Source organism: Micromonospora sp. CA-246542 (assembly GCF_050942905.1).
Taxonomy (GTDB): Bacteria; Actinomycetota; Actinomycetes; order Mycobacteriales; family Micromonosporaceae; genus Micromonospora.
The window spans coordinates 6,992,990-7,004,703 of the sequence record NZ_CP192040.1 but is presented as its reverse complement, the minus strand read 5'-3'; the positions used below and the strand labels follow the sequence as shown (position 1 = coordinate 7,004,703).

12 protein-coding genes are annotated in these 11,714 nt (G+C 71.0%); 5 read left to right on the top strand and 7 right to left on the bottom strand.

Annotated elements, in window-relative coordinates:
* Window positions 1–458: 458 nt before the first annotated feature.
* From rpsF to rplI, 4 genes are all read left to right on the top strand, one after another.
* The gene (gene rpsF, locus ACQP0N_RS32705; protein WP_007453836.1) at window positions 459–749 is read left to right on the top strand and encodes a 30S ribosomal protein S6; all 291 of its coding nucleotides are present in this window, start codon (window positions 459–461) and stop codon (window positions 747–749) included.
* Window positions 750–839: 90 nt separating this feature from the next.
* Window positions 840–1,373 carry a single-stranded DNA-binding protein gene (locus ACQP0N_RS32700; protein WP_234582687.1) on the top strand — a complete coding sequence of 178 codons (534 nt, stop codon included), beginning with the start codon at window positions 840–842 and terminating at the stop codon, window positions 1,371–1,373.
* Window positions 1,374–1,414: 41 nt separating this feature from the next.
* Entirely contained in the window at window positions 1,415–1,654 is a 240-nt protein-coding gene (gene rpsR, locus ACQP0N_RS32695; RefSeq protein ID WP_007073789.1) for a 30S ribosomal protein S18, read from the top strand.
* Window positions 1,655–1,668: 14 nt separating this feature from the next.
* On the top strand, window positions 1,669–2,115 hold the full coding sequence (rplI, locus tag ACQP0N_RS32690; RefSeq protein ID WP_007453817.1) for a 50S ribosomal protein L9: 447 nt from the start codon (window positions 1,669–1,671) through the stop codon (window positions 2,113–2,115).
* Window positions 2,116–2,202: 87 nt separating this feature from the next.
* Here the strand turns inward: rplI and ACQP0N_RS32685 are convergent, their stop codons facing one another.
* Window positions 2,203–3,423 (bottom strand): hypothetical protein, encoded by a 1,221-nt coding sequence (locus ACQP0N_RS32685; protein ID WP_433116514.1) that lies wholly within the window; start codon window positions 3,421–3,423, stop codon window positions 2,203–2,205.
* Window positions 3,424–4,197: 774 nt separating this feature from the next.
* Here ACQP0N_RS32685 and dnaB point away from each other — a divergent pair.
* A complete protein-coding gene (gene dnaB / locus ACQP0N_RS32680; protein WP_355048605.1) occupies window positions 4,198–5,601 on the top strand; it encodes a replicative DNA helicase in 1,404 nt (467 codons plus the stop codon).
* A gap of 78 nt (window positions 5,602–5,679) precedes the next feature.
* Here dnaB and ACQP0N_RS32675 read toward each other — a convergent pair whose 3' ends face one another.
* The 6 genes from ACQP0N_RS32675 to ACQP0N_RS32650 form a co-directional block, all read right to left on the bottom strand.
* A complete protein-coding gene (locus ACQP0N_RS32675; RefSeq protein WP_433116512.1) occupies window positions 5,680–5,874 on the bottom strand; it encodes a helix-hairpin-helix domain-containing protein in 195 nt (64 codons plus the stop codon).
* Window positions 5,875–5,893: 19 nt separating this feature from the next.
* Window positions 5,894–6,571, bottom strand: coding sequence for a maleylpyruvate isomerase N-terminal domain-containing protein (locus ACQP0N_RS32670; protein ID WP_433116510.1), 678 nt, complete (start codon window positions 6,569–6,571; stop codon window positions 5,894–5,896).
* A gap of 95 nt (window positions 6,572–6,666) precedes the next feature.
* Window positions 6,667–7,047, bottom strand: coding sequence for a zf-TFIIB domain-containing protein (locus tag ACQP0N_RS32665; protein ID WP_433116508.1), 381 nt, complete (start codon window positions 7,045–7,047; stop codon window positions 6,667–6,669).
* Window positions 7,048–7,069: 22 nt separating this feature from the next.
* Window positions 7,070–7,702 (bottom strand): phosphoribosyltransferase, encoded by a 633-nt coding sequence (locus ACQP0N_RS32660; RefSeq protein WP_433116506.1) that lies wholly within the window; start codon window positions 7,700–7,702, stop codon window positions 7,070–7,072.
* Window positions 7,703–7,743: 41 nt separating this feature from the next.
* Window positions 7,744–9,066 (bottom strand): glycosyltransferase 87 family protein, encoded by a 1,323-nt coding sequence (locus ACQP0N_RS32655; protein WP_433116504.1) that lies wholly within the window; start codon window positions 9,064–9,066, stop codon window positions 7,744–7,746.
* A 78-nt stretch (window positions 9,067–9,144) separates the two neighbouring features.
* A complete protein-coding gene (locus tag ACQP0N_RS32650; protein WP_433116501.1) occupies window positions 9,145–11,667 on the bottom strand; it encodes a putative bifunctional diguanylate cyclase/phosphodiesterase in 2,523 nt (840 codons plus the stop codon).
* Window positions 11,668–11,714: the final 47 nt, after the last annotated feature.

Here is an 11,714-nt window from a genome sequence, read left to right as displayed (position 1 = left end):
TCACCCCTGCGGCGCGGCCCGGTGTCGCGGGGGGAGACCCGTCGTCGCACCAGATCGGCCCGGATCCAGAATCTCGGAAATTTCTGCCTTTTCCCCCTACACGGGACGACAGCCGTTGTATCGTCAGATAACAACACGATAAAGCTCCGCGGGGCGTCTCCGGTCCAACCTCATCGGTGTGGTCGTTCCTCCCCAGGTCCCACCCAAGGAATGCGGACGGGACGCTCCGCGGCCTCGTTGACGGGGGCTCGCCACCGACCAGTGACGGTCGGCTGGCGGGCCCCCGTCGGCATGCCCGCGACGCCGACCCGACCGCCCCGGGCATGATCGTCCGGACCGGGTATCCTGGTCAGGTTGTCCGCGTCCGGCCGGGTTCCCCCGGCACGTGCGGGCAGCGACGCACGACCTCCTGCCACGGAAGGACCGTGGCCGCTTAGCCCACAGGAGGTGAGCACGTCTTGCGTCATTACGAGATCATGGTGATCCTCGACCCCAGCCTCGAGGAGCGCACCGTCGCCCCGTCGCTCGACACGTACCTGAACGTGATTCGGACCGCGGGTGGCTCGGTTGAGAAGACGGACGTGTGGGGCCGCCGGCGCCTCGCGTTCGAGATCAACAAAAAGGCCGAGGGCATCTACGCCGTCGTCGACCTGCAGGCCACGCCTGCTGCCGTGGCCGAGCTGGACCGTCAGCTCCGGCTGAACGAGTCCGTTCTGCGCACCAAGGTCATCCGGCCGGAGATGCGCTAAGCATTCTGTCCGGCATTCAACCCGGTTCGCCCGGATCAGCCTCCGCGACTCTGTCGTACGGCTCTGAGAGCCTGTACGACGAGACGCTGAGTGCGCGAGGAGATGGTCATGGCAGGAGACACCACCATCACGGTCATCGGCAATCTGACCGATGACCCCGAGTTGCGGTTCACCCCGTCCGGTGCGGCGGTCGCCAAGTTCCGGGTCGCTTCGACGCCCCGTTTCATGGACAAGACCACCAATGAGTGGAAGGACGGCGAGCCGCTCTTCCTTGCTTGCACCGTGTGGCGTCAGGCGGCGGAGCACGTCGCCGAGTCGCTGCAGCGGGGCGCCCGCGTGATCGTCTCGGGCCGGCTGCGTCAGCGGTCCTACGAGACCCGCGAGGGTGAGAAGCGCACCGTCATCGAGCTTGAGGTCGACGAGATCGGCCCGTCGCTGCGCTACGCCACGGCGAAGGTGCAGAAGATGTCCCGCTCCGGTGGCGGTGGCGGCGGCTTCGGTGGCGGCGGTGGTGGTGGCCAGGGTGGCGGCGGAGGCAACTTCGACGACCCCTGGGCTTCGGCCGCACCCTCTCCCGCGCGTGCTGGTTCGGGCGGCAACTTCGACGAGGAGCCTCCGTTCTAATGGCGCCGAGCGCCCGCGATCGCAAACCAGGAGCAAGGTCAATGGCCAAGGCTGCGGCACTTCGCAAGCCGAAGAAGAAGGTGAACCCGCTCGACAAGGACGGGATCACCTACATCGATTACAAGGACACGGCGCTGCTGCGCAAGTTCATCTCCGACCGCGGCAAGATCCGCGCTCGGCGGGTCACCGGCGTGACCTCGCAGCAGCAGCGGCAGATCGCCCGCGCGGTCAAGAACGCCCGCGAGATGGCGCTCCTGCCGTACACCGCAACGGCCCGCTGAGAGGAGGCACCGATATGAAGATCATCCTGACTCAGGAAGTGTCCGGCCTCGGTGCCCCGGGCGACATCGTCGAGGTCAAGGACGGCTTCGGCCGTAACTACCTGCTGCCGCAGGGCTTCGCGATCGCCTGGACCAAGGGCGCGGAAAAGCAGGTCACGGTCATCAAGCGGGCCCGCTCGGCCCGTGAGATCCGCGACCTCGACCACGCCAACGAGGTCAAGGGCCAGCTCGAGGGTCTCAAGGTCAACCTGAAGGCCCGTGCCGGCGACGGCGGGCGGCTCTTCGGCTCGGTCACCTCGGCCGAGATCGTCGACGCCGTCAAGGGCGCCGGCGGTCCGGTCCTCGACCGTCGTCGGCTGGAGGTTCCCGGTCACATCAAGTCGACCGGCACCTACCCGGTGAAGATCAAGCTGCACCCCGAGGTCACCGCGTCGTTCAACCTGAACGTCGTTCAGGGCTGACGACCCGCTGGACCACGACGAAGGCCCGCACCGAGCGATCGGTGCGGGCCTTCGCGCATGCGCCACAAGTGACCCGGCTCGCCAGCCTCAGCCGATCGGTTGACCGGTCACCGCGCTGATCAGCACCGTGGACAGACCACCACCGACCACCGCCGCGGCAAGCGCGATCGTCGCCGACCGCCACGTCGTGCCGACGCGCCGCAGCAGCGCCGCCACCACCAGGCTGCTCACCAGCGCCAACCCGAATCGCGGCGAGCCGGCGAGCAACGACTCCAACGCACGGGACCGTGCGGAGTCGCAGCCACCCCCGGAGATGTCGGTGACACAACCGGCGGGCGCCTGCCCGTCCAGCGTCAGCAGCCACAGGAAGATCAGCACCGCCGGCACCACGTAGCAGGCGGTGGTGTACAGCAGTGGCCGGACCGACCCACCCGGGTCAGGGTCGAGGAGGTCATCCTCCAGACGCCGCGCCCAGCCGCCCGTCGCCACCGACTCGACCCGCCGCCGCACCGACGCCGTACCGACCGGCGACCGGTCCGCCCGACGCACGGCACCGGACGGGGGTACGGGCGCACTACGCGGTCGCGGGGCGGTGTAACCCACCACCGGCGACCGAGGCGCCGACGTCGTCGTGGTGTCCATCCAGCGCGGATCGTCACCGGACAACCGCGTACCGGACCAGAAACCCGTGTCCCGGCTCGGCCACCCCTCCGTCAGTCGATCCGAGCGGGGTGGCAGCGTCCGGTCCCACTGGTCGTCCTCGACCGCGGACCGCTCCCACTGGCCGGTGCGGTCCGAACGCTCCCAACCACCGACACTCTCCCCCTGCGACCACTGCCCGCTCAGGTCCGTGGTGTCCGGGCCCGGCGGCGGCCACGCGTGCACACCCGACGCGTCCCACGGGTCCACCGCGGGCGCGTACGACGGATCCGGCTCCGCCGGCCGCTCCGGCCCGCGTTCCCAGGGATCGACCGCCGGGCGTGTCCACGACTCCTCCGCCGCGCGTCGGCTACGCCGCGTCGGTCGGCTCACCTCGGGGCGGGACGTCGCCTCGGCCGAGCCGGCCTCCAGGTCCCCACCGGACCAGATCACCTGCGGACGACCGGCCGGCGCGCGACGGGGACGACGGTCGGCGGCCGCGCCGGAGACCGGCTCCTCCTCCGCCGAGTCGGCGCGTCGGCGGCCCGCGTAGCCCTGCTCCTGGGGACGGTCGAGCGTCCACTCCCGGGTGTGGTCCGAATCGGGGCCCGCGCCGATCGCCGGCTGCTCGCGCCGGCCCCCGCGCCGATCGCCGGCTGCTCGCGCCACCCACCCGCGCCGATCGCCCGCTGCTCGCGCCGACCGCTCGCGTCAGCCCGGCGCCTGCCCGTCGTCTCGGCGCTGCGCCAACCGGCGCCCGAGCTCGGACGCTCCGGCTCCACCTCGTCCGGTGCCTCGTCGGGCGCGGCGTGTCGTCCACCACCGTCGGCACGCTGGACGCCCGATTCCAGCGCCCACCGCGGCAGGTAGGCGTCGACCGGCTCGTCCTGCCCACGGTCCCGCGCACGCCGCCGACTGGAGGTGCGGTAGGGCGCGTCCTCGTCGTACGGATCGGCCGGAGCGGGCAGCGCGGGCCGACCCCACGAGGCGGTTGACGGACGCTCCCGCGGGCTGCCCTCCCCGCGTCCCCAGTCCCGGTAACTCACGGCCGGAGTGTGACCCTTCTGAACCCAAAGCGTGATCCGCTGTCCAGGTGTAGCCGTTCGCTGGAGATAGTACGGGAAGATCGTGTAAAAGAACCGACCGAAATATTCTCCTCCACAGGGTGGGGACCGCATCTCCCCAGGTCAACGACCTGCGGCCGAGAATTCCCCAGCGGTTGTCCACAGGCTGTGCACACCCTGCGCACATGCTCGTCCACCGGCGTCCACAGGTTGTCCCGAGGCTCGTCCACCGTGCTTGTTGAGTGGCTGACCTCGGGGTCCGTATGGTTGGCCCTCGACCGCCGGCGCGATGGCCCCCGATCGACCGGTTCGGTCGGGAGAACTGTCGTACCCGGCCGGTAGAGCTGGGACGGATCCGACGCAGTGGAGGGGGGACCGGGTGTCGGTCACCGACGACATGCGGGCGGAGGCCCGATCCGGCAACGGTCAGCCACCCGTGCAGCGGGACGGCCAGTTCGACAAGACCCCACCCCAGGACGTCGCTGCCGAGCAGTGCGTCCTCGGCGGCATGTTGCTCTCCAAGGACGCCATCGCCGACGTCGTTGAGATCCTCAAGACCAACGACTTCTACCGGCCGGTGCACGCCACCATCTTCGACACCATCCTCGACATCTACGGTCGGGGTGAGCCGGCTGACCCGATCACCGTGGCCGCCGCCCTGACCGACTCGGGCGACCTGGCCCGCATCGGTGGGGCTCCCTATCTGCACACCCTCATCGCCAGCGTTCCCACCGCCGCCAACGCCTCGTACTACGCGCGGATCGTCAGCGAGCGGGCGGTGCTGCGTCGACTGGTCGAGGCCGGCACCAAGATCGTGCAGCTGGGCTACGGCACCGCCAGCGGCGGCAGCCGCGACGTCGACGACGTCGTGGACCTCGCCCAACAGGCCGTCTACGACGTCACCGAACGCCGGGTCAGCGAGGACTTCGCGGTCCTGGCCGACATGCTCCAGCCGACGCTCGATGAAATCGAGGCGGTGGGCGCGCAGGGCGGCGTGATGACCGGCGTGCCGACCGGCTTCAGCGACCTGGACCGGCTGCTCAACGGGCTGCACGCGGGGCAATTGATCATCGTGGCCGGCAGGCCCGGTTTGGGCAAATCTACGGCGAGTATGGACTTTGCCCGAAATGCCGCCATTCGCGCCAACCAGGCGGCTGCCATCTTCTCGCTGGAAATGAGCAAGGTCGAGATCGTCATGCGACTGCTCTCGGCCGAGGCGAGGGTGCCGCTGCACGTCCTGCGCAGCGGGCAGCTCTCCGACGACGACTGGACCAAGCTGGCCCGCTGCATGGGTGAGATCAGCGAGGCGCCGTTGTTCGTCGACGACACGCCCAGCATGAACCTGATGGAAATTCGCGCAAAGGCCCGCCGACTCAAGCAGCGGCACGACCTCAAGATGATTGTCGTCGACTACCTCCAGCTGATGACCTCGCCCAAACGCACCGAGAGCCGCCAGCAGGAGGTCGCCGACCTCTCCCGTGGCCTCAAGCTGCTGGCCAAGGAGGTCGAGTGCCCGGTGATCGCGGTGAGTCAGCTCAACCGTGGCCCGGAGCAGCGCACCGACAAGCGCCCCCAGTTGTCCGATTTGCGTGAATCGGGCTCAATTGAGCAGGATGCGGACGTTGTCATCCTGCTGCACCGCGACGACTACTACGACAAGGAGTCACCGCGGGCGGGCGAAGCGGACTTCATCGTTGCCAAGCACCGAAATGGTCCGACCGACACGGTGACGGTCGCAGCCCAACTGCACCTGTCGCGATTCGTGGACATGGCCATCGGATGATCGGCGTCCTCGGCGCACCGTGCGGCTCGCCGATCCGCCGACGGCCGAGTCGCCCGGGGCAACCGCTCGAGACAGGCATCACCCCAGGCTGAGGCCGTGCTTCTCGAGAGCGGCCTGGATGATGTCGAGCGCCTTCGGGCCCATGCCGTGCAGCGCGGCCAGCTCCGTACGGGGCACCCCGGCCAGCTCGCGCAGCGTCGTGTAACCGGCGTTGTGCAGGGCGCGCGTGGCCGGCGCACCGACCTTCGGCAGCATGTCGGTTGAAGGATCCATGTCCCCATCGTTCATCACGTCACCCCAGCAGAGGGAACCAGCCCGCCGCCTCGCCCAACTCCAGCCGGTCCCGGTCGGTGAGCGGCAGCCGGCCGGTCGCCTTCAGCAGGAACTCCTGGTCGTCCCATCCGGCGGGGCGTACGGCGTCGTCGCTCAACAGGCCATCCATCGTGGACACCGCCACGCTCACCGCCAGCGGTCCGGGCGGCGGCGCGGCCGGCAGCTCCGGCGTGAGGTCCAGGTGGTGCACCACGGCCTCGGTGGTCAGGGTGGCCAGGAGATCGGGTACGCGCAGCACGTGGCCCTGTGTGGTCACGTACCCCTCGGGGTCCGCGAACCCGGCGGCGCGGATCGCGGCCGGGGCGGTCTCCCGCCACAGCCGGACGATGGCGGTCGGCCGGTCGAAGGCGGACGCCGACCGCCGGATCCACCAGGCGTGCCGGGCTGCCTGTTCGTCGCCGCCCGGGAAGCCGCGCCAGTAGGAGACGTCGTCCACGTCGGCGGGACCGTCAACCGGGCTGGCCAGGGCCACCAGTGCCCGCTGGGCGTCGCCGAGCAGGTGCAGGAGCAGGTCGGCGACGAGCCAGCCCCGGCATCGGGTGGCCCGTTGCAGGTCAGCGTCGTCGAGGGCGTCGACCACTGCGGTGATGCCGTCGTACGCCTCGGCGAGGGCCTCGTCGTGCCGGGTGGCGGTCATGCGGTGCAGCCTCGCACGGACCGCCGCGCCAGCCAATCACTCGCGGCGTCGCCCGGGTCGAGGTGGATCGACCCGGGCGCGAGCCCTGGCCGGGCTCAGCCGAACATCTCGTCGAGGAAGCTCTTGCGCTTCTTGTGCCGGTAGTGGCCGTGGTAGCCGTGGTGCTGCTGCTGGTGGCCGTAGGCAGGCGCCGGCGGGTAGCCGTGCACGGGCGGCGGTGGCGGGACGGCGCCGTAACCGGGCTGGTGCTGGGCGGGCGGCGGCGGTGGTGGGGGCGCGTAACCGCCCGGCTGCTGGGCCGGCGCGGCCGGCGCGGCCTGCTGGCGACTCCAGTTGGCCTCTGCCTCGAACAGCTTCTCGAGCTCGCCGCGATCGAGGAAGATGCCCCGGCACTCGCCACACTGGTCGATGACGACGCCGCTGCGCTCGTACTGGCGCATCTCGCCGCGACACTTGGGACAGATGAGGTCACTCATCACCCGACGGTACCCGGTCGACCTAAGCGATTGCTGTGAGCGCCTCGATGACTTCGTCGTCGGAGACCTCGTGGAAGTCGTCGTAGTAGGCGCTCACCGAGCCGAACTCCGGCGGGCGTTGGGCGCAGATGACCTGGTCGGCTTCGGCGGTCAGCAGTTCGTACGCCTCCTGGGCGCCGACCGGCACGGCCACCACGACGCGGCGGGCGCCGAGCCGGCGGGCGACCTCGACGGCGGCCCGGGCGGTCGCGCCGGTGGCCAGACCGTCGTCGACGATCACGGCGACGCGTCCGGTGAGGTCCAGCGGTGGGCGACCACCCCGGTAGAGCCGCTCGCGGCGCTCCAACTCGACCTGTTCGCGGTGGCTGACCTCGGCGATGTCGTTGCTGCCGAGGCGGCTGGCGATCGCGTCGTTGAGCACCTGCACGCCACCGGGGCCGAGCGCGCCGAAGGCGACCTCCCGCGCCCAGGGCATGCCGAGCTTGCGGACGACCAACACGTCCAGGGGGACGCCGAGCCGTTCGGCGACGACCCGGGCCACCGGTACGCCACCGCGGACCAGGCCGAGGACGACGGCGTCCGGGTCACCGACCAGGGCGGTGAGCCGCTCGGCGAGCACCCGGCCCGCCTCGGCGCGGTCACGGTAGGTGGTCATGCCTTCAGGTGTACGCCGTGCGACGTCGTTTCGCCCGCCGGTTACGCCGATGTGGCCCGACCGGGCAGGTGCTCGGGCGTCGGGGTGGTCGGTGCGGACTCCGGGCGGTGCACCGCGGGTGCCCAGACGAGCAGCGCCACCGGGTAGAGCAGGTAACCGAACCGGGTGGAGGGCATGAGGGCGATGGCGGCGAGCAGCCCGTACCCACAGATCGAAGCGGTGGTCGCGGCGGTGCCGGGCGGGCGTCGCGCGAGCCGGACGGCGATGGCCGCGCCGGCCGCGACCAGGAGGGTGGCGGCGATCAGCCGGCCTCCCGGCAGGGTGGTGGCGATCAGGTAACCGGGAAACGGGGACTGCGCCGGGCTGGTGACCAGGCCGTGGCCGAGTGGAAAGCGCAGCACGTTCTCGGCGAGGGCCCCGCGGTCGACGAGCAACGCCGGGAGCAGGGCGAGCACGGGTAGCCCGATCGCGCCGGCTGCCACCCGGGCACCGGCTCGCCGGGTCAGACCCCAGACGATCAGGACCAGGGCGATCGGCCAGGCGAACAGCTTCAGCGCGCCGGCCAGGCCGACGGCGAGACCGGCCCGGCCCGGCCGTCCGGCGGCGGCGAGCGCGAGGGCGAGCAGGCAGAGTGCGAGTACGGGTAGGTCGTCGCCGCCGGTGGCCAGGGTCAGCGCGCAGACGGGCAGGACGGTGGCGGCCTGCACTCCCCGCAGCAGGGCGGCGTCCCGCCGGTGCTCCCCGCCGAGGGTGGCGGGCGCGGCGCGCAGCGCGACCACGGCCAGGGCGAGCGCCAGCGCGGTGCCCAGCGCGAACCACACCCGGGCGTCGGTCCACCAGACGTCGACGAGGGCTCGGGGCACGCCGAACATCGCCATGCCCGGCTGGTACGGCGTGTATCCGAGCAGTTGCTCACCGGGTGGCAGGGCGGCGATCGCGTCCCGACCGAGGTACGGCGTGCCGTGGTCGAGCAGTCGGATGCCGGCCTGCTCGACGACCAGCACTTCTTCCTGCGCCCGGTCGGTGCGTCCGTTGGCCCGGTCGATGCTCTGCCAGAGCACGGGCACCAGTGCGGTGGTCACCCAGGCGAAGCCCGTCACCACCCAGCGGGAGGCGAGGCCGGCCAGCCGGGGGGTACGTCGGCGGACGATGAGTTGGACGACCACCGCCAGCGTCGTGACCAGGTATCCGACGGCGGCGACGGCACCCCAGGCCCGGTGTGGCAGGAGGGTCGACGTGCTCGCGGTGATCGCCGCGAACAGGGCCGACACGGTGTAGAGACCCAGGTCGAGGGCGAGTCCGCCGGCGGCGGTGTCGAGCGTCCGCCAGCGCTGGTGAAGGGCGGTCGGGGCGTCGGCGGTCACGGCCGCCAGTCTGGCAGATCTCGCTGCTCACCCAGCTTGGCCGTCCGGCCGCAGCCTGGTCGGTGCGCAGGTGCCCGCTCAGGCCGGGAGATGGCGGTCGGGGCGGGAGCGACCGACCTGGCGGCGGGTCTGGTTGAGGCGGATCACCGCGCCGGTGTCGTGCAGCGGCGGCGCCAGCGTCCCGGGTTGGCCCCCCGAGCCGCGCTGCATCGTGGCGAGCAGGGTCCCGGCGGGCATCGGTCGGGCGAACAAGTGGCCCTGACCGGCCGAGCAGCCCAGCTCCCAGAGGGCCCGCCGCTGCGGTTCGCTCTCCACGCCTTCGGCGACCACCGCAAGGTTGAGGCTGCGGCCAAGGTCGAGGGTGGAGCGGATGACGGCCGCGGCCTCGGCCGAACTCTCCATGGTCGTGACGAAGCTGCGGTCGATCTTCAGTTCGTGCACGGGTATCCGGGAGAGCAGCGAGAGGGAGGAGTAGCCGGTGCCGAAGTCGTCAAGCGCCAACCGGACGCCCTCGTCGCGGAGTCGGCTGAGGACCCGGTCGACCACGTCGAGTTGGCTGAGCGTCAACGTCTCGGTCAGCTCCAGCACCAGCCGCTCGGGCGGCAGGTCGTGGGCGCGCAGCCGGGCCAGTACCGAGCCGGGGAAGCGTGCGTCAAGCAGGCTGCGCGGCGAGACGTTGACCGCCACCGGCACGTCGAAGCCGGCGTCACGCCAGTCGGCGGCGGCGATCAGTGCCTGGTCGAGGATGGCCTCGGCGAAGGCTGGCAGCATTCCCGAGCGTTCCACCGCCTCCAGGAAGCGCAGCGGATCGATCAGCCCGTGCGTGGGGTGGTGCCAGCGGGCCAGCGCCTCGGCGCTGGTCACCTCGCCGGTGCCCAGGTCGACGATCGGTTGGAAATTGACGATGAACTCGTGGTCGGCGACCGCGCGGGGCAGATCACCGCCGAGGGTGAGGCGGTTCAGGTCGGCGGTGTCCCGGGTCGGCGCGTACGTGGAGATCCGCTGCCCGGCCCGCTTCGCCTGGTACATCGCCACGTCCGCGCGGCGCAGCAGCTCGGGCATGCCACCGCTGGCCGGGGCCACGGAGATCCCGCCGCTGGCCTCGACGCTGATCCGCATCCCGTCCAGCTCGAACGGCTCGTGCAGGGCGGCCAGCAGCGTGTCGGACCGGTGCGCGGCCACCGCCGGGGCCGGCAGCCCGCGCAGGAGTACGGCGAACTCGTCGCCGCCGAGGCGGGCCACCAGGTCGCTCGCCTGGGCGGCCCCGCGCAGCCGGTCGGCGACCTGGACCAGCACCTGGTCGCCGGCAGCGTGGCCGAGAGTGTCGTTGACTTCCTTGAAGTGGTTGAGGTCGATCAGCACGAGAGCGGTCACCCCGTCGGCGTGCCGGGCACTGAGCTGCTCGGTGCCCTGATCGAGCAGCTGCCGCCGGTTCGCGAGGCCGGTGAGGGCGTCGTGCGCGGCGGCGTACGCGTGCTCGTCGGCCACCCGGGCCAGCTCGGCGTACGCCTGTGCGTTACGGACGGCCGTGCAGAGCGCCGAGGCGAAGGTCCGCAGCGTGTACTGCTCCCGCTCGGACAGCCGCACCGGCCCACGGAAGCGCAGGCGCAGGACGCCGATGTCGACGGAGCGGTCGTGGCCCTCCAGCGGAGTGGGCACGACGGTGCCGTCCACCCCGGTGGCTGTGTCGGTCGGCCCGTCGAAGGTGATGCCACCGGTGGCGCCCCGGACGGTGCGACCACCGTCGCGCAGCTCGATCTCGACCTCGTCGGCGGAGAACAGTTCGGCGGCCTGGGTGACGGCCGTGGTGAGGACGTTGTCCAGGTCGACCACGTTGAGCGCGTCGGTGGTGCGGGCGAGTCGCTGCCACGCCTGCTGTTCGGTGCGACCCCGGATACGTGCGGAGTAGGCGAGGTGCAGGCTCAACATCAGTGGCGGGACAGCGAGCAGCAGTCGGGGATCTTCCCGGAGGATGAGGAGCGTGCAGAAGGCGACGATGAAGCGCACGCCGAAGCCGGCGATGCGGAGGTCAAGGTTGTTCAGGAACTGCCGCGAAATGGGCGTGCTGGTAGCCAGCGCGATCACCGGGATCGCCAGCAGATCGTCGAGCAGCGCTGCTACCAGGTAGATCACACCGAGCAGGGAGGCCAGTTCGACCACGCCGGCGGACGGCCACTGCCAGTGGACGGCCACGGTGGCGACGCCCGCCCCACCGGCCACCAGGATGTTCTTGCTGACTGCGAATGCTGCCTTGATCGTTGGCAGCTTCATGATTACCGACCCCACACCGACGCCGGCGCCCGTTGCCAGGACCACCCAGGAGGGTGGTGCGACGGCGAGCCCTATCACGATCGCCGTCTCGACCCAGGTGATGGCGTGTGTGGTGGAGCGGATACGGATAGGCGCCATGACGATTGTGCCGAGCGCAGTCATGAAGGTCAGCGCCACAAACGTCGCGCCGTCGCCCACGGAGTCGGGCGGACGGGTCGACACCTCGGCCCCGGCGACGACTGTGGGGACGATTGCCATGACGACGATGAGACCGACGAGCAGCAGAAGCTGCCGATCTGTCCTGGGACTCTGCGGTGACCCCTGGCCCATGAAGCTCCCGTCGTCGCCGACAGTTACCTGTTGACGACGGGAGCTTA

What these genes read in the sequence shown, in the direction of transcription:
- rpsR (WP_007073789.1), top strand. Translation starts at nt 1,415, where the DNA reads ATGGCCAAGGCTGCGGCACTTCGCAAGCCGAAGAAGAAGGTGAACCCG.
- rplI (WP_007453817.1), top strand. Translation starts at nt 1,669, where the DNA reads ATGAAGATCATCCTGACTCAGGAAGTGTCCGGCCTCGGTGCCCCGGGC.
- ACQP0N_RS32675 (WP_433116512.1), bottom strand. Translation starts at nt 5,874, where the DNA reads ATGGATCCTTCAACCGACATGCTGCCGAAGGTCGGTGCGCCGGCCACG.
- ACQP0N_RS32670 (WP_433116510.1), bottom strand. Translation starts at nt 6,571, where the DNA reads ATGACCGCCACCCGGCACGACGAGGCCCTCGCCGAGGCGTACGACGGC.
- ACQP0N_RS32665 (WP_433116508.1), bottom strand. Translation starts at nt 7,047, where the DNA reads ATGAGTGACCTCATCTGTCCCAAGTGTCGCGGCGAGATGCGCCAGTAC.
- ACQP0N_RS32660 (WP_433116506.1), bottom strand. Translation starts at nt 7,702, where the DNA reads ATGACCACCTACCGTGACCGCGCCGAGGCGGGCCGGGTGCTCGCCGAG.
- ACQP0N_RS32650 (WP_433116501.1), bottom strand. Translation starts at nt 11,667, where the DNA reads ATGGGCCAGGGGTCACCGCAGAGTCCCAGGACAGATCGGCAGCTTCTG.